The following is a 17,637-nucleotide window of genomic DNA, read 5'->3' as shown; positions in this document are numbered from 1 at the left end:
ACTTCTACGGGGCACCGACGAAAAACATGGACCTCCCGGACCTGATTCGGCAGGTCGCCGCGTCCCTGACCGACCACGGCACCAAGGTCCTGGTCCTCGATGACATCACCCGCCTGCGGATGCATCGTGCCGACGACCAGGACACCCTCGACCTGATCCGCGCGTTCATGAGCATGCACGTCACCCTCGTCCTCATCGGCGTCGACATCCCCGCCTCCGGCCTCCTTCGCGAAGGCCGCCTCGATCCGGCATCCGGGCAGAGCGTGCTGCCACCGTCCCGGCACGCCACCGCGCACGGCCTTGAGGCCACCCAGACCGAGCGCCGTTTCGACCTCGTCGACCTCGACCGCTTTCGCTACGACACCGACCAGCAGATCACCGCCTGGACTACCCACCTCGCCGGCCTGGAGAGAGCCCTCCGGCTGCTGAACGCCCAGCCGGGCATGCTCACTTCGGGGCGCATGCCCGAGTACCTCTTCACCCGCACCAACGGCGTCGTCGGCCTCCTCGAACGCCTCATCGAGGACGGGTGCACTGAAGCGGTCACCAGCGGCGCCGAGTGTCTGACCGAGACCCTCCTCGACAGCCTCCCCCTCACCCTGGGTGGTGCCGACCGCGACGCCGAGGCAGGCGAGATCCCAGTCGTCCCCACGGCCTCTGCCCGCCGACCGCGCGGCGGTCGGCGCCGCAACTCTGCGTTCGACGATCACGGCCCCGCAGCCTCGGACACGGCATGACGAACACTCCGCTGCCCAGAAGTTTGGATCCCGCCCGGGGTGAACTGCTGGCGGGCTACCTTCTGCGTCTCGCCCACCGCATCGGCATCTCTCCGCTCGACCTCGCGCACCGGTGCGGGCTCACCGCCGGGACGACGTTCCCCACCCATCACGTCGTCCGCCTCGACGACAACCGAGCCCGGCAGACGGCCACCGTCTGCCGCCTCGGCCTGCCCGAGGTTCACGCGCTCACCCTCGCGACGCAGGCTCCAAGCTATCCCCCTCTGCACCCCGTTTACCTGGGACGACACCAAAGCTATATCGACATGGCCAACGACGGCTGGGTCTTCACGGCATTCAGCCGGTACTGCCCCGACTGCCTGGCAGACACCGCCGATCTTCCCGGCGGGTCGGTCTGGCGGGGCTCGTGGCGCCTCCCGCACACATTCCTCTGTACACGCCACCATCGCCTTCTCGACTGGAGGTGCCCCAGTTGCCAGGCACCTGCCTTCTCCAACGGCTACCGGGCCGACGGAAGATGGCGACCCACCCAGCTCATCCCGTCACCGCGTAGCAGCCTCCACCCGGCGCAATGCCGCCATCGGTCCGGCACCGGTCGGGACCCGGCATGCGCCCACCAGCTCGACCATCCTTCCGCCACCGGCGAAGGGCCTACCGAGGCGATGATGCACGCTCAACAACGGCTGACCGCAGCCGCCCGCTCCATGACCGGGCAGGAGGTCGAAAGCCTGGGCGGGCCTACCTCACCCCAGCGGTTTCTCAACGACGTCCGTGCCACTACGCTCGCCATCTGCAGCACCTGGCCGGCCACGGCCGAAGTCCTCATCAGCGCCGAACACCTGGACGAGGTCGCCGCTCACGCTGAAACTCTGAATCGAGCACCCGCCGAAAGAGCCGGACCTCAAGGAGACGGCTGGCTGGCTCGCTCCGTCGACCACCCACCTGGCGAACCACTGCGGGCAGCCGCCCTGATGGCCGTCGTCGTGCGGATCCTCGACGACCCGCGCGGCAAGACAGTCCTTGCCCGCGTGCTGTCCCGGCTCCCCTCCAGCCGTGCCGGATACCGACGGCTGAAGCGCCTCGCCCCACACTGCTCACCCGGCATGAACGCCGCCATTGGCGAGAGCACCCACCTGCGTCACGGAACTGTCGGTCCGCCCGCGCTCTTCCCCCAGCCTCCGACCCACCGGGGCCTGCTCGACCCGAAGGGCATCCCGCAGCTCCTGCCGGACGCCTGGGCCTGGCCACTGGACGAACTGAACGGGCCCGCAAGACAACTGCGCCGAGACGCCGCGATCCGCCTCGTCCAGATGACCCGTGGCGGATCCCGCGCTGCGGCTGCCCGCTACCTCGGCATCACCCCCGGCGCCCTCCAGTCCGCGACGGTCACCATCCGCACCTGGCAGAAGGTGCCAGGCAACGCGGACGCCTACCAGGACGCACTTCACCGCATCGCCGAAATCGCCGCCATCACCGAGGCGTCCTCCTCGACGAGGCTCACCGCTCCTGAGGGCGGCCGCCCCCCGGCCGCGGAATCGGGACCGAGACCTACGCTGGGCCCTTCGTCCGCCCCGCCCGAGGAGTAGCGTGCCGCCGTCCTTCGTTCACCGGATCACCAAGTACGACCCCGCCGACCGCGACGAGCACGGCCACTACACCGGCGCCGAGGACACAGTCAACGACCACGGACCTGTCGAAGCGGCATACCTGGCGGCGATCGCCGCCTTCGCGGAGGCATCGGGCATCGACCGGTTGGAGATCCGCGAACCTACGGTCACCGGCTTCGTCCACTTCGGTGTGGAGCCGCCGGTTGATGGGCACGGCCTCGGCGGGCTCTTCCCGCCCGACCTCACCGGCTACCACGACGGGGCCGAGGTCTCCCTTCCGGTCGCCCTGGAACTGGTCCGGGCCATGCTCCGCGGCCAAGGCGCTTGGTGCCGACTGGAGGTGGGGGATTTGTTTACCGTGCATGTCGGGTGGGACCAGTACGTGTACGTGGGCAGCGACCGGCCCTGCGCGGACGCCGTGGCCCGTACACGGGAACTCGGCCTCTTCCCGGAACCGCTAACGGCCTCGCCCTACGCGGCCGAGGTCGACGAAGCGGAAGTGACGGAGCCGGCCGACGAGCACTTCTGGATACGTGTGCACACCGCGCTGGCCTCACAGCATGCGCTACTCCTCGAGGAAAGCTAGGTCCGCGGCGCCGCACGCTGGCACCGAATCACACCGAAGAACCTCAACACAGTGCGCGCCGGTCTCGGCCCGCGCGCATTGCTGACCGTCTGGCCCGACCTGACCCCGAACGTCGGCGCCGTCCTAGCCGCATTGCCCCAGGAGGAGGCCATCCAGTTCGTCTGGGAAGCGCAGGACGGGACGATCAGCCATGCGATCGTCGACGACACCGACTACCAAAAGCTCACCGTCCACGTGGCCGATGCCCGAGCCGCCTGCGTCCTGCCTCTGTCCCTCGCCGAACACCGCCCACTGCTCTGTGCTGCCCTGCCAGACAGCGACGGTGTACTGCGCGCCCGGTGGTAACCCGGTTCGCGCGCCACGGGCGAGCCAGCAGGTCTTGTGCATCGAAGTTGTCCTGCCAGACCAGGTGTCGTGCTCGGTCACACCGGGAACTGACCCGGCCACTGAACCAGGCCCGCTAACGCCAACTGCGCGGCCGTGGCGTCCTAAGCAGCACCGGTCTGTTTCAGCGGCCCGCTCGTCAGCGCGCGGTGTAGTCCGCGGCGAGCCGGTCGAGGAACGTCATGAGCTTGGCGTTCATCTCGGTGTAGTCGTTGGCGCGCAGCTGGTCGGGCTGCTGGACAAATGGCCGGTCGGTGAGCGCGGCCAGTTCGTTCTCGCTGTGCTCGATCAGGGCCTCGATGCAGTCGGGGGTGAACTCCATGTGGCACTGGAAGGCATACACGTAGCGGCTGTAAGCGACGATCTGGCGGGGGCATCCGGCGCTGGTGGCCAGCACAGTCGCGTGGTCGGTGAGGCCCGGCATGTCGTTGTGCCAGTGGCCGGTGTGGAAGGAGTCCCCGAAGCCCGCGAGGAAAGGGTGCTCGCGGCCGGCGTCGGTGAGTGTGACGGGAAAGGATCCGATCTCCGTGTTCGGGCTGGGCGCCCAGGCGGCGCCAAGGGACTCACCGACGAGCTGGGCGCCGAGGCAGATACCGATGACAGCCTTGTCCGCCTCGATACAGGAAGAGATGAGGGCCTTCTCCGCAGCGGCGTCGAAGTGTGGGCACTCCTCGACGGTGGTGCTGGGCTGCTGGGGGCCGCCCATCACGATCAGCAGGTCGATGTCCTGTCCGGACCCGGGCAGCGCGTCCCCCTCGTAGACCCGCGAAATGCTGAGGTCGTGACCCCGGGCTCTGGCCCAGTCCTCGAAGGCCCCCGGGGCCTCGAACGCCTCGTGGACGACGATGTGGGTACGCATGACTGTGCTGGCCTTTCGGTCTGTGTGTGATGGGAGCGGTTCGCTGCGGTAGTTCATGCCGCCGACGGCATGGCCGGGCCGGATCAGGTGGGGTGGACGGGGAGGACGGCGGCGAGGTCGTCGGTGAACTCGCGGGCCTGCTGCGTGGTGAGCGTGGAGGTGGTTACCCGGATCTCCTGGCTGGTGCCGGCCTTGGCTGCGAAGAGGTGGCCGGGCTGGACTGCCCACCCTCGCCGTGCCAGTGCATCCGCGATGGGGCGGGCCTCCGTGCCCAGCGGCACCCAGACGTTCAGGCCGTCCGGCCGGTAGCCGAGCGGACGGCCGATGCCCCGCTCAGCCAGCTCGGCCAACAGCAACGCGCTGCGCTCGGCATAGGCGTCGCGCGCGCGGGCGATCAGCTCGTGCACCTGCGGATCACTCACCAGCCGGTACACCGCGTGCTGCAGCAGCCGGCTCACCCACGTCGTCCCGGTGTTCAGCCGCGTCTGCAGCCGCTCGGCGCTTTCCTCGTCCGTCGCGACGAGCGCGAGCCGAAGATCCGGCCCGAGGAACTTCGACACCGAGCGCACCAGCGCCCACCGGGAGACCTCGGACGGCGTGATCCGGTGGTACGGCGCGTTGGAGACGGCCCAGAAGTGGTCGTCCTCGATGACCAGGACCTGGGGATGCGCCGCAAGGACCGACCGCAGTTCGGCGGCGCGCTCGCCGGTGACGCTCACACCGGTCGGGTTGTGGGCCCGCGGCGTGCACACCACCGCCCGCACCCCGCCCTCCAACGCCGCCTGCAGGGCCTCCGGCCGCATCCCTGCCTCGTCGACCGGGACCGCGACGGTGCGCAGGCCGTTCAGCCGCAGGGTACCGATACTGGCCAGGAAACACGGATTCTCCACCGCGACCGCGTCGCCCCGGGTGAGATATGCGGTCAGCAGCCGCTCCGTGGCATCGACCGCGCCGTGCGTGACCAGAATCCGGAAGCCGTCCGTGGCCACGTCCGGCGCGAACTGTTCCGTCGCGCAGCCGGCGAGGTCCGGATCGACCGACGGTGCGCCGTAGAACGCGGGCCGGTAGTCACCGCTCCGGAGCGCCTGCAGTGCATCGGGGATCAGTTCCGGATCGGGGTTGCCGCTGGCCAGATCGATCAGGCGGCCGCCGAACCACGCGCCTTCGCTGGCCAGTTGCGGCACCCCACTCACGACAGTCCCGCCGCGGCCGCGGGTCTCCGCCTCGCCGGCCGCCACCAGCTGGCGGTACGCCGAGGCCACCGTGTTCCGGTTCACCCCCAGCTCCTCGGCCAGCTTGCGCACCGGCGGGAGCAGGTCCTGCGGCGCCAGCTGACCCGACGCGATCAGGTCCCGCACACTGCTCGCGATCTCTGTCGCCGCTATCCCGCTGATTTGCACCGGGCACCACCTCCGCCCACAACCATAGCGTTTGGCATAGGCCATTAGAAATATGTCCTATGCCAAAGCAGTAAGCTCCCGACCGTGCCAGACCAGCGAGCCGTTCATCCGGGCGACTCAACCGCGGGTACGTCAGGCCGGCTCTCAGGCGCCCTGGGAGGTAGGAACCTCGTCGACGGCACGGTGGGAGTTGGCGCGTCCACGACCTGATGCGCACCCCACTCCCGGACCTGAGGTGGGGAGATCAACAGAGCCCGTCTGCGCGTCTGCTGAGCACCCGGTGGCATTCCCCTGGGTTCAGGGGTGAGCCCAAAAGCCTCCGCGGGATGATCTTGGAGTCCTGAAGGCGGCTGTTCAGGATGCGGTAGGCGGCGCGCGGGCAAGCGGCGCCAGGTTTCCGTATGGGGCGGCGTACAGGGCGACTGCAAATTCACGGCCCCGACCCTCGACTCCCTCGCCTCCAGCCCGTTCACGGCGGCTCCCCCCGGATGCACCGCTCCACCAGGCGAGGCATCCTGGCACCCCCCACGGGGGGAGGGGTGCCAGGTCGTGGTCCTGTGGGTCTTGCGCGAGAACCATCGTTCCCGTACGGTTTTGCTTGCTGGTGAGAACGCTCGTTCTCGCGACAGTGCACCCGCGCCAACGGAACCCACACCCCGCCGGCGGCGGCGATACCGCACAGACCCAAAGGAGTAAGACATGCCGTTCGTCACCACGCAAGATGGCACCGAGATCTTCTACAAGGACTGGGGCCCGCGCGACGCCCAGCCCATCATGTTCCACCACGGTTGGCCGCTGTCCTCGGACGACTGGGACGCGCAGATGCTGTACTTCCTCGCCAACGGCTACCGCGTGATCGCCAGCGACCGTCGCGGACACGGGCGTTCCTCCGACGTCGGCTCCGGTCACGACATGGATCACTACGCCAGCGACGTCGACGCCGTCGTGCAGCACCTGGACCTGCGCAACGTTGTGCACGTCGGACACTCCACCGGCGGCGGACAGGTCGCGCGGTACGTGGCGAAGTTCGGCCAGCCCCAGGGCCGCGTCGCGAAGGCGGTGCTCGTCGCGGCGGTGCCCCCACTGATGGTGCAGACCGCCGAGCACCCCGACGGTGTTCCCGTCTCGGTCTTCGACGGCTTCCGCGACGCTCTGGCGGCCAACCGGGCAGAGTTCTTCCACGCGGTGGCCTCCGGCCCCTTCTACGGGTTCAACCGTGACGGCGTCCCGCTTTCGCAGCAGGTCGTGGACAACTGGTGGCGCCAGGGGATGACGGGAAGCGCCCTTGCCCACTACGAGGGCATCAAGGCGTTCTCGGAAACCGACCAGACCGCAGACCTCAAGGCCATCACCGTGCCGGTGCTTGTCCTACAGGGCGACGACGACCAGGTCGTCCCCTACCAGGAAGCCGCCCTCAAGCAGGCGGAGCTCCTGCAGGATGCGGCCTTGAAGATCTACGAGGGTCTGTCGCACGGAATGCTCACAGTGAATGCCAGCGACATCAACCCTGACAGCCTCGCGTTCGTCCAGCAGCCCTGACTGTCCTTGAGCCGAGACGTCCACGATCACCACCCGCCAAGCGCGCGATGATCGTGAACGTCTCGGCTCAGCCGTCACCCCCCATACGGACCGCGTGGAGGCCACGCGTTCGCGAGAAGTCGGCATCCTCAGATCGCACGCAGGATCAACAGCGTCCCCGCTTCGAGCCGCCGGCGCACAACAGCCTCCGGTGAACGATCCCCTATCGGGCAGCGCCCCAACTACACGCGTGGCCTCCGGCCGGGCTCGCGCGGGCTTCCGATTCCCACACCGGGGCGGCTCCGCGACCGAACCGCCCCGCCCCTCTCACTGGCCCCCTGGACTCGCGCCCTCGAAAGGAACGCCACTCATGCACGCATCGCCCACCCTCACAAAGAACCTCCAGGCCGTCCTGGTGGACCTCATCGACCTGTACCTGCAGGGCAAGCAGGCCCACTGGAACATCCTCGGGAGCAACTTCCGCGACCTCCACTTGCAGCTCGACGAGATCGTCGACGCCGCTCGTGAGTTCGCCGACGACACCGCCGAGCGCATGCGCGCGCTCTACGCAGTCCCGGACGGGCGATCCTCCACGGTCGCCGCCACCAGTCACCTCGACCAGTTCCCCGAGGGCGAGATCACGACCCACGACGCCATCGACCAGGTGACCCTGCGCCTCTACCAGGCCACCGGCACGATGCGCGACGTCCACGACGAGGTCGACGAGGAAGACCCGACGACCGCCGACCTCCTCCACGGCTTTATCGGTCGCCTTGAGCAGCTCGCATGGATGGTCTCCGCCGAGAACCGCGCGCCGAGCACTTCCGCGCAGCCGAGTGCTGACCATGTCGAAGCCGGAGCAAGGTTGTAGAGGAAGCGACTCGTCAACCCAGGACGCCGGCCACAGGAGCCCCGGAGACCGCGGAGACAGGTGCCCTCGCAGCGCCGTCGCCGTCCGTTTCGGATCCGACAAGGCGGACCGACGGAGGCCGGTCTGGCCGACAAGATCGGCAAAATCCCGGCGTCTCCGCGTCGGCGGACTTCACCGCCTGCCGGGCTCTCGGGCCGCCCTGCCGGCGAGCGGCCTGCGGCTCTGCCTGGTGTCCCGCTTCCCGCTCCCCCAGCACGACATGGGGTCGCGGTGAGGCGGCGGGGGTGCCCCGGACGAGCTGAAGCTGATCGACGGATCGGTGGTGGTCGTCGCCCACTCCTACGGAGGCATTCCGGTGAGCCAGGCCGCCGCCGCGGCGGGAAGCGGGCCGCGCATCGTCGACCTGACGGCATCCCAGCTCGACGCCGGAGAAGCCTCCTGGGCTTCGCCGGTGCTCCCGTTCCGCCGGAGCCGCGTGAGACCGGGCCGGGATACACGCGGGCCTCGCCACTCCCGACCGAGCGTCAATCCGATTACACAGAGCTACTCGCTCGCATTCGAAGGCCGTGCCGTGCGTATCGAGGTTGCCGGCTCCGGCGCCACGGCGCCCTCGCCCCACCCTCGCTGCACCGGTGCCCCTGATGAGCACGGCCGCGGCGTGGGCATCGTCGAACTCCTGGCGGACTGGACCGAAACCCTCGAGGAACGGGATCACCGGCGGGACCGCGCCGGCCTCCGCGTCGCCACCGCACCGGCTGAGCAGCCCCAGGCAGACCGTGCGCTCGCTTGAGTGGGCAGCGGGCAACACGCCCGGCCCCGATCCGGGCAGGCGCATACGGCGAGTGCCCGGCCCGCGCCCGGGAATGTGCTGTGCGACCTGGTGGCTGTACGGTAGGAGAACGACCGTTTTCGAGAATGGTGAGCGAAGTGGAAGCCGAGACGACTGAGCAGCGGATCCTTGACGCTGCCGAGGAACTATTCTACGGCCGAGGCATACAGGCGGTGGGAATGGATGCGATCCGCACCGCCTCCGGCGTGCCCCTCAAGCGCCTGTACCGGACCTTCCCTTCCAAGGACACCCTGGTCGAGGCGTACCTGAGGCGGCGGGATGCGAGGTGGCTCCGCGATCTTGCCCAGCACGTGGATACCTACGACTCACCCGAGCATCGGATTCTGGCGGTCTTCGACTGGCTGTTCCTCTGGTTCAACGAGCAGGGGTTCCGCGGCTGCGGCTTCATCAACTCCTTCGGGGAGCTGGGGGCGGCGTCCCCGACCGTGGCCGACATCGCGAAGGCCCACAAGGATGCCTTCCGGCGATATCTTGCCGATCTCGTGGCCGCCGCGGACGCGCCCGCGTGGCTGACCGACCAGCTTGTCCTCCTCGCCGAGGGCGCGATGACCACAGCGGCCATCTCCGGGTCTCCAGAGCCCGCCCGTCACGCCAAGGACGCCGCCCGCACCCTGCTGCGGGCCGCTCACGCAGACGTGGTCACCGCTGCCTGAGCACGCCGTCGACTTCACTCGCAGCCCCGCTTCCGTTCCCTGCTGGGTGCCGCCCAGTGGGCAGGGCGCACGGGAGGCTGGTCCTCGGTGGGGGCTTCTGGCCCTGCCCGCGCCCGTCGTCCACCGAGCAGGCCCCGCAGCTGCCGGCCGGCGCGCGATGACCATGCGACTGCGGGTCGCGGCCGGACGCCAGATACGTGACGCCGGGTTCTACCGTCGTCCAGGCCGCCGGGATCTGTACCTGTCTTCGCCGACCGGACGATGCCTTGCATGACCAGGCCCGTGAGGTCGTCGACGCATCTTTGCCCGAGGTCGACGTGCTGGGCATCGGTGAGACCCGCCGGGGCAAGCCGCGCTGGGAACAAGACCCTGACACCGGCAGACGGGCGGGGCGCGCGATCGGTGGCACACCGGCTGGCCCTCGGGGCGGGCGGGCTGCTGGGCCGGGTCGAGGACCGCAGCGTCGCCGAGGTGCTGGCTCGCCACCACCCCGCTGACCTGGAGAAAGAGCATCACACACTTCGCCATCGACGTGTCCGCCACCTACCGCGCCGCGATCCGCACCGGCCTGCCGCACACCAGGGTCGTGATCGACCGCTTCCACGTGGTGCAGCATGCCCTCGGCGGCCCGGCGCCGCACCACTGCCGAGGTCCGCGGCCGACGCGGACGAGCCACCGATCGGGAGCGGTCGGCCCGCCGACGCCTGCACAGCCGTGAGGACCTCACCGACGAGCAGTTCGCGACGATGCGGAACGCGCTCGGCGAGGGGCAATCGGGCAGACCCTGCTGAGGACATGGATCGCCAAGGAGAACCTGCGCAGCCTCCTCGCTCTGGCCAGAACTGGTGCAGACCGGAACCAAGTCGGCCAACCCCGCTGGAAGTTTCCTTCATATGGTGCGCGGATTCCGACATCCCCGAGATGCGGCAGCTCGTCGTCCCCGTCGACCGCTGATGGCCCAAGTCCGCCGCATTCATCGACACCGCACAACAACGCCAGGAGCGAAGGCATCAACCGTGTGATCAAGCTTGTCGCCCGCGCGGCGTTCGGCTTTCGCAATGCCGACAAACAACGGCTTCGGACACCCTGCGTCACCGCTCTCCGGGGCCCGCGGACACCTCCGCACTGCTCATCTCTGAAGAGCCGGTGTGGGACCCCTCGTAGCAGTCGCCGATCGTGCCCGTCCAGACAACCAGGGCCGAGGCCGGGCCTGTTCAGTGAAGGTCCAGGACGAGAACTGGGCTGGACATCGTGGACGGATCGGAATCACGCAATCGAATGCAGCAGCTTGCGTGAGAACCAACGTTCTACTATCGTGGGAGGACGTAGAGAACGCCCGTTCTCTGCCTGGTCGGCCGACTGCCGCGATGCGGTTGCCGTCGAGGGTGCCCACACTTGAGTGGGCCCGAGTACAACCGAAGGAAGCGACATGAGTCACGAACCGCGCCCCCCGTTCCCGCCGTTCACCCGGGAGACCGCCATCCAGAAGGCCCGCCTGGCGGAAGACGGCTGGAACTCCCGCAACCCGGAAAAGGTCGCCCTCGCCTACACCCCGGACTCCTACTGGCGCAACCGCGCGGAGTTCGTCACCGGCTACGACGAGATCGTCGCCTTCCTCACCCGCAAGTGGAACCGGGAGCTGGACTACCGGCTCATCAAGGAGCTGTGGGCCTTCGACGGCAACCGCATCGCCGTCCGCTTCGCCTACGAGTACCACGACGATTCGGGCAACTGGTTCCGCGCCTACGGCAACGAGAACTGGGAGTTCGACGACAACGGCCTGATGCACCACCGCTACGCCTGCATCAACGAACTTCCCATCAAGGAATCGGAGCGCAAGTTCCACTGGCCCCTCGGACGCCGCCCCGACGACCACCCCGGCCTGAGCGACCTCGGCCTCTGACCGGCCACCCCCACGCCGTGGATCCGGGCCCGACGCCGGATCCACGGCGCGGCCGTTCGTGCGTGAGGCTGTACCTGCGGCAGAGGCCGCCGCGCACCTGGAGGGCTTGGGCTCAGGATTCCCTCGCAGGCCTTGAAGCCCCTCTCACCTGCGGTGAGCGCGAGGGAAGCTCCGGATGTCGGCCTTTCCCCCTCACCGCTCTTGCACTGAGAACCATCGTTCTGTAGTCTGATCTCAATCGATAGAACGCCCGTTCTCGCCCGGAGGCTCACGACACTGCCTCCGCCGGCCGGACGGATTGCCGGTTCAGCCGCCGCGCAAAGAAGCTGCAGAACATGAGCCTCTTGATGTGGGCTCGGAAAGTTCGGATGGCGTTCCCATGACTCTCTCGCGCACCGCAACGCAACCCGCGCCGATGGCGCTGCCCTTGTCCGGCGAGCAGCCCCGGACAGCCCCCGTGACCCCGGCGCTGGCCCATGCTCGTACGGGCATGCACCGGCACGGCATGATCGCCCTTCCCGCCGAGGAGCGCTGGGTGCACACCGCCCGCCACTTCGCCGCGTCCCTGCTGGCCCGATGGAACGTCGTCCCGGAGGATCAGGACTCCGTCCTGCTGATCGTCGGCGAGCTTGCGGGGAACGCGGCCCAGCACGGACGGGCCGACATGATCGTGAGCCTCACGTTCGAAGGCCGCGCCGTGCGTATCGAGGTTGTCGGCTCCGGCGCCACGGCGCCCTCGCCCCACCCTCGCTGCACCGGTGCCCCTGATGAGCACGGCCGCGGCGTAGGCATCGTTGAGTTGCTGGCGGACTGGACCGAGACGCTTGAGGAACGGCATCGCCGACGGGACCGCGCCGGTGTGCGCGTCGCCACCGCACCGGCCGGGGCATCCCGCGCTGACCTTGTGCTCGCTTGAGTGGGCAGCGGGCAACAGCCCGGCCCTGATCCGGGCAGGCGCGTACGGCGACGAGCTGGCCCGCACCCGGGAGTATGCGTGCGGCCTGGTGCGCTGCACCGTACGAGAACGACCGTTTTCGAGAAACGAGGTGAGTGAAGTGGAACTCGAAACGACTGAGCAGCGGATCCTCGACGCTGCCGAGGAACTGCTCTACGGCCGAGGCATTCAGTCGGTGGGAATGGATGCGATCCGCACCGCCTCCGGCGTGCCCCTCAAGCGCCTGTACCAGATCTTCCCTTCCAAGGATTCCCTGGTCGAGGCGTACCTGAGGCGGCGGGATGCGAGGTGGCTCCGCGATCTTGCCCAGTACGTGGATACCTACGACTCACCCGAGCAGCGGATTCTGGCGGTCTTCGACTGGCTGTTCCTCTGGTTCAACGAGCAGGGGTTTCGCGGCTGCGGCTTCATCAACTCCTTCGGGGAGCTGGGAGCGACCTCCCCGGCTGTGGCCGATTGCGCCAAAGCCCACAAGGATGCCTTCCGGCGTTATCTTGCCGATCTCGTGGTCGCCACGGATGCGCCCGCGTGGCTGACTGACCAGCTCCTTCTCCTCGCCGAGGGCGCGATGACCACAGCGGCCATCTCCGGGTCTCCAGAGCCCGCCCGTCACGCCAAGGACGCCGCCCGTACCCTGCTGCGGACCGCTCACACAGGCATCGCCCCCGCTGACTGAGCACGCGGCCGCCTTCACTCACAGCCCGGCTTCCGTTCCCTCCGAGGTGCCCCCCAGTGAGCAAGTGAGCAGGGCGCACGTGAGGCTGGTCCTCGGTAGAGGCTTTCTGACCCTTTCCAGTGTTGGCGTGCAGAGCGGGGGACAGCTTGAACGAGCTCGGCGACGTTCTTCCATCGGTCTACTGCTGACTCTGTCCGACGCCATCGCCCGCGGTACGGCCGTGTCGACGACGGCGCCCTGCAGGCCGCGCGCGACGCGCGCGACGCGGGCGCCTCGGGCGCCTCGGGCGTCTCGGGCGTCTCGGGCGCCTCGGGCGCCGAGATCGGCGAGGTCGTCGCCCACCTGGCCCTGAACGTCCGCACGAACTACTTCGACATCCTCGCCAGGTCGACAACGACTGGCCCGTGGTCACGCCGCGCTCCGCGGTCTGACCCGCACCCGCCCCGCCGGCCCGCCCCCACCCGACCAGGGCCGGGCCGGCGGCCCCCTCGCCCGCCGGTCGGCGACACCCCCGACCGCCCGTGGAAGGAAGAACGATGACAGACCCGGCACGGAGCACCCCGGTGGGCTTCCACGACGGCGAGCTGGACGTCCAGATTCAGGCAGGCGTAGTCATGGACGCGGCACGGCTCGCCGGCATGCTGGCCCCCGCCCAGCTGCGCGGCGGCGTGGCCCGCTTCCTGGCCGAGCGGACCTTCGCCGCGATCACCGCCCGCGCCGTAGACGGCACGCTGTGGGTCTCCCCGCTCACCGGCCCGCCCGGGTTCCTCCACGTCGCCTCGTCGGCAGACCTCACCGTGCGGGCACTGCCCGCCGAAGGCGACCCACTGCATCACCTACCGGCGGCCCAGCCGGCCGGGCTGATCGTGGTCGAGTACGCCACCCGCAGACGCCTGCGGATCAACGGCACCCTCTCCGCCACCGGGAGCGACGGCCTGCGCATCGACGTGGAGCAGGCATACGGCAACTGCCCCCAGTACATCCAGAGCCGGCAACTCCACGCCACGCCCGCCGGTATCCCTCACCGGGAGCCGGTCCGGATCGCCAGCACCCTCGCCGCCAGCGACATCGAACTGATCCGCCGGTCCGACACCTTCCTGATCGGCACCACCCACGCCACCCGCGGCAACGACGCCTCACACCGCGGCGGTCCTCCCGGATTCGTCCGCGTCGAGGACGGACGACTGTGGTGGCCCGACTATTGGGGCAACAACATGTTCAACACCCTCGGCAATCTTCAGGCCGACCCCACCGCCGCCCTGCTCTTCTGCGACTTCACCACCGGCCACACCCTGCACCTGTCCGGTCGGGCCGCCCTGGAATGGACCCGCACGGGCATCCCCGGCGACGACGACCGCACCGGCCGCCGCGTCCACTTCACCCCCCGCCATCTCGTGGCCGGCCGCCTGCTGCCGCTCCAGGCCGACACAGTTACCGCAGCCCCCGACAACCCGCCGCTGACCGACCAGCCCACCGCACAATGAAGGACCGCCCCGCCATGACCGACAGCCACCCGCTCGTCCCTCCGTTCGACATCGACAGCGCCCTCGCCCAGGTCCAAGCCGCCGAAGACGTCTGGAACACCCGCGACCCGTCTCAGGTCGCCCTCGCCTGCACCGAGGACTCCGCTTGGCGTGACCGCGATGTCCTCGTCACCGGCCGAGAAGAGATCACCGAGTTCCTCACCAACAAGTGGGAACACGAACTCGACTACGTCCTGCGCAAGAGCCTGTGGGGCTTCCGTGGTACCCGGATGGCTGTCCGCTTCCAGTACGAGTGGCACAACGCCGAAGGCCAGTGGTTCCGCTCCTACGGCAACGAACTGTGGGAGTTCGCCGACAACGGTCTGATGCGCCGCCGCGAGGCCAGCATCAACGACCTGCCCATCAACGAGGAAGACCGCCGCTACTTCGGCCCCCGCCCCGACAGCGAGCGCGGACCCGGGCACGACATCCCCCTCGCCTGAAGCCACCGCAGGTCCAAGGCGCCCATGACGGTGCCTGCGCATGGCACAGCAACGAGTGAATGGCCATGACCCTCAAGCTTCCGCACCATCGACGTGGCTGGACACCGGGTGTTCCACCGGGAAGCCGGTGAGCCTGGCGCACCGAAGCTGGTCCTCCTGGGCGGTTTCCCGTCCTCGTTGCACCAGTGACCAGGGGCAAGTCCACCTCACCCCGCTTCGCTTCAGCGATCCGGAATCGGTTGTGGACGGCCGGCCCGGCACCGAACTCGCCCGGCATCTCCCGCTACTGCAGCCCGTCTTGAACCGCGCAGCAACCCCTCGAACTGCCACCGCGGCCGCTCAAGGTCGGGCCGAACCTGCCAATTGGCAGGTAGCGCTCGATGAACTCCCATTCCAGGTCCGTATGGCGGTGACGGGGAGCTCGGCGTGGTGCCGTTTGTGCGGCAACGTACTCACTTTGGCCACGAGTTCGCCGGTTCTTTCGGCCACGCCAACAGGGGCCACCCCGCCTGCCCAGGCGGTCCGCGAGCACGCCACCGTCGACCGCGCCACGGCGCCGCCGACGCCGTAGACCGCGTGACGAAACCGGCGAAGGACGCCGAACAGCCCCGTTCCAGCGTCAGATGGAGCGACAGGAGGGACGACTGCGAAGCCGCCGAGTCGGTTTGACGAGCATGGTGGTCCGCAGCCGCCAGAAGGCGCGCGGCAGCGCCGGCCTCGCATCGGCCACCTCGCGCGCCATGCTCTAGCCGCCGGTGATCACGGTGTGACGGACTCGGAGTGACCCCCGGCCAGCCGACGCGGTCCCCCACGCGACTGCGGTGGGTCCGGACCCCGAGGGAGGCGTAGCTTGGATATGGACCCCGGCAAGGAAGGCGTGCCATGACCGGGCCCAGCGAATTCTCAGACCGCGATCGGCACACCGCAGCGGAACTGCTGGTCCGCTGCCTGGAGAACGAAGGTGTCCGCGTCGTCTTCGGCCTTCCCGGCGAGGAGAACCTTCACCTGACCTTCGCCCTGGCGCGCTCCGGCATCCGGTACATCCTGACCCGCCACGAACAGGCCGCCTCATTCATGGCCGAGATGTACGGCCGGGTCACCGGTACGGCCGGGGTGGTCTCGGCCACGCTCGGCCCGGGAGCCATCAACCTTCAGCTCGGTGTCGCCGACGCCATGACCAACAGCACCCCCCTGGTTGCCCTGTCAGCGCAGGTCGGCCACAACCGCAACTACAAGGAAACCCACCAGTTCGTTGACCTGGTCAACATGTTCGCCCCGATCACCAAGTGGTCGGCCAGCGTCCCCAGCGCCAGCGCTATCCCCGAAATGCTGCGCCGCGCGTTCAAGACCGCCGAAACCGAGCGGCCCGGCGCGGTGTACCTGGCGGTACCCGAGGACGTCGACGCCGCGCCCGCCGCCGCCGAGCTGCAACCGCTGCCTCGCTACGTGGTGCGCGCCGAGGCACCGTCGCCGGGCCAGATCGCCCGCGCCGCAGCACTCCTGCGCAGCGCTCGCCACCCCATCGTGCTGGCCGGCCACGGCGCCGCCCGCAGCGCCGCGGCCACATCGCTCACCGCTTTCGCCGGCTCCCTCGGACTGCCGGTGGCAACCACCTTCCATGGCAAAGGAGTCATTGCCGACGACCTCATCAACTCCATGGGCTCGATCGGCTTCATGCGCCGCGACTACACCAACTTCGGTTTCGACGCGGCCGACCTGATCATCGCCGTCGGCTATGAACTGCAGGAGTTCGATCCCGCCCGGATCAACCCCCAACGCGACAAGAAAATCATCCACGTGCACCGCATCCCCGCTGAGGTCGACGCGCACTACTCGATCGACCTTGGCATCATCGGCGACATCTCGCAGTCCCTGGACGCGCTGTCGGCCGCCGTCTGCGACCGCTTCCGCGGGCCGGCCCCGGCCAGGTGCCGCGAAATGGTGCAAGCCGAGCTGGATCGCGGACGTGCCGACGGCCGGTACCCGCTCGCACCGCAGCGCATCGTTGCCGACACCCGCGCCGCTCTGGGGAGGGACGATGTCGTACTCGTCGACACCGGCGCCCTGAAGATGTGGATGGCGCGGCTGTACCCCACGTACGCGCCCAACACCTGCCTGATCTCCAACGGCCTGTCCGCAATGGGTTTCGCACTGCCCGGAGCGCTCGCCGTGGCCCTGGCCGAACCGGACGTCAAGGTGCTGGCCGCGGTCGGCGACGGTTCGTTCCTCATGCACTCCCAGGAGATCGAAACTGCCGTCCGCGAAGCCATCCCGCTCACCGTGCTGATCTGGGAGGACAACGGCTACGGGCTCATCGAGTGGAAGATGGACCTGACGCTCGGCGAACACGACGCCACCGCCTTCGGCAATCCCGACATCGTCCGCTACGCGGAGAGCTTCGGAGCCACGGGATACCGGATTGCCGACGCGGAGGAACTGCTGCCAACGCTGCGAACAGCCCTGGACGACCCCGGAGTCTCCATCATCGCCTGCCCCGTCGACTACAGCGAAAATCTCAGGCTCACCGCCCGCCTCGGCCAACTGGACGCCGCACTCTGACGTCGTTCTGGCTGATCCCGGGGCCCAAGTGAGCGCAAAGCTCCGCCGCCTCACCGCGACCCCATGTCGTGCTGGGGGCAACGGTCCAGGTCGGGCGGCACATGCGGCGGCGG

At 68.9% G+C, this 17,637-nt stretch carries 16 protein-coding genes and 1 pseudogene; 15 read left to right on the top strand and 2 right to left on the bottom strand.

The genetic code is table 11. From position 1 onward, the window contains the following. Positions 1–26 precede the first annotated feature (26 nt). The 4 genes from AB0D93_RS18315 to AB0D93_RS18300 are packed head-to-tail and all read left to right on the top strand — an operon-like array spanning position 27 to position 3,275. A complete protein-coding gene (locus AB0D93_RS18315; protein WP_362120422.1) occupies positions 27–737 on the top strand; it encodes a hypothetical protein in 711 nt (236 codons plus the stop codon). After that, positions 734–2,323 carry a TniQ family protein gene (locus AB0D93_RS18310; protein WP_362120420.1) on the top strand — a complete coding sequence of 530 codons (1,590 nt, stop codon included), beginning with the start codon at positions 734–736 and terminating at the stop codon, positions 2,321–2,323. The genes AB0D93_RS18315 and AB0D93_RS18310 overlap by 4 nt, the downstream gene beginning before the upstream one ends. Before the next feature lies 1 nt (position 2,324). After that, on the top strand, positions 2,325–2,930 hold the full coding sequence (locus AB0D93_RS18305) for a hypothetical protein (protein ID WP_362120417.1): 606 nt from the start codon (positions 2,325–2,327) through the stop codon (positions 2,928–2,930). A 51-nt stretch (positions 2,931–2,981) separates the two neighbouring features. Beyond that, positions 2,982–3,275, top strand: a complete 294-nt coding sequence (locus AB0D93_RS18300; protein ID WP_362120415.1) for a hypothetical protein — start codon at positions 2,982–2,984, stop codon at positions 3,273–3,275. A gap of 178 nt (positions 3,276–3,453) precedes the next feature. Here the strand turns inward: AB0D93_RS18300 and AB0D93_RS18295 are convergent, their stop codons facing one another. Next, positions 3,454–4,173: a hypothetical protein gene (locus AB0D93_RS18295; protein WP_362120413.1), complete on the bottom strand. Its 720-nt coding sequence runs from the start codon at positions 4,171–4,173 to the stop codon at positions 3,454–3,456. Between the two features lie 83 nt (positions 4,174–4,256). Continuing rightward, positions 4,257–5,573 (bottom strand): aminotransferase class I/II-fold pyridoxal phosphate-dependent enzyme, encoded by a 1,317-nt coding sequence (locus tag AB0D93_RS18290; RefSeq protein WP_362120411.1) that lies wholly within the window; start codon positions 5,571–5,573, stop codon positions 4,257–4,259. Between the two features lie 699 nt (positions 5,574–6,272). Between AB0D93_RS18290 and AB0D93_RS18285 the strand changes: the two genes are divergently transcribed. The 11 genes and pseudogenes from AB0D93_RS18285 to AB0D93_RS18235 all read left to right on the top strand — a co-directional run bounded on the left by AB0D93_RS18285 (position 6,273) and on the right by AB0D93_RS18235 (position 17,524). After that, positions 6,273–7,112 carry an alpha/beta hydrolase gene (locus AB0D93_RS18285; RefSeq protein WP_362120409.1) on the top strand — a complete coding sequence of 280 codons (840 nt, stop codon included), beginning with the start codon at positions 6,273–6,275 and terminating at the stop codon, positions 7,110–7,112. Between the two features lie 349 nt (positions 7,113–7,461). Then, a complete protein-coding gene (locus tag AB0D93_RS18280) occupies positions 7,462–7,962 on the top strand; it encodes a DNA starvation/stationary phase protection protein (protein ID WP_362120407.1) in 501 nt (166 codons plus the stop codon). Between the two features lie 915 nt (positions 7,963–8,877). Beyond that, a complete protein-coding gene (locus tag AB0D93_RS18275) occupies positions 8,878–9,465 on the top strand; it encodes a TetR/AcrR family transcriptional regulator (RefSeq protein WP_362120405.1) in 588 nt (195 codons plus the stop codon). Between the two features lie 463 nt (positions 9,466–9,928). Continuing rightward, positions 9,929–10,183 (top strand): annotated as a pseudogene (locus AB0D93_RS18270) (transposase); the annotation flags it as partial. A 54-nt stretch (positions 10,184–10,237) separates the two neighbouring features. Further along, positions 10,238–10,864, top strand: a complete 627-nt coding sequence (locus AB0D93_RS18265; RefSeq protein WP_362120821.1) for a transposase — start codon at positions 10,238–10,240, stop codon at positions 10,862–10,864. Positions 10,865–10,894: 30 nt separating this feature from the next. Then, positions 10,895–11,368 (top strand): nuclear transport factor 2 family protein, encoded by a 474-nt coding sequence (locus AB0D93_RS18260; protein WP_362120403.1) that lies wholly within the window; start codon positions 10,895–10,897, stop codon positions 11,366–11,368. A 457-nt stretch (positions 11,369–11,825) separates the two neighbouring features. Beyond that, the gene (locus AB0D93_RS18255; RefSeq protein ID WP_362120401.1) at positions 11,826–12,284 is read left to right on the top strand and encodes an ATP-binding protein; all 459 of its coding nucleotides are present in this window, start codon (positions 11,826–11,828) and stop codon (positions 12,282–12,284) included. Between the two features lie 139 nt (positions 12,285–12,423). Then, the gene (locus tag AB0D93_RS18250) at positions 12,424–12,999 is read left to right on the top strand and encodes a TetR/AcrR family transcriptional regulator (protein WP_362120819.1); all 576 of its coding nucleotides are present in this window, start codon (positions 12,424–12,426) and stop codon (positions 12,997–12,999) included. A gap of 536 nt (positions 13,000–13,535) precedes the next feature. Next, on the top strand, positions 13,536–14,483 hold the full coding sequence (locus AB0D93_RS18245) for a pyridoxamine 5'-phosphate oxidase family protein (RefSeq protein WP_362120399.1): 948 nt from the start codon (positions 13,536–13,538) through the stop codon (positions 14,481–14,483). Positions 14,484–14,497: 14 nt separating this feature from the next. Beyond that, positions 14,498–14,965, top strand: coding sequence for a nuclear transport factor 2 family protein (locus AB0D93_RS18240; protein ID WP_362120397.1), 468 nt, complete (start codon positions 14,498–14,500; stop codon positions 14,963–14,965). 882 nt (positions 14,966–15,847) lie between these two features. Continuing rightward, positions 15,848–17,524 carry an acetolactate synthase large subunit gene (locus AB0D93_RS18235; RefSeq protein ID WP_362120395.1) on the top strand — a complete coding sequence of 559 codons (1,677 nt, stop codon included), beginning with the start codon at positions 15,848–15,850 and terminating at the stop codon, positions 17,522–17,524. Positions 17,525–17,637: the final 113 nt, after the last annotated feature.

Origin of the sequence: Streptomyces sp. NPDC048191 (assembly GCF_040652655.1) — a bacterium.
Lineage (GTDB): Bacteria > Actinomycetota > Actinomycetes > Streptomycetales > Streptomycetaceae > Streptomyces.
The sequence above is the reverse complement of the archived record's forward strand: the minus strand, read 5'-3'. Positions and strand labels throughout refer to the sequence as shown.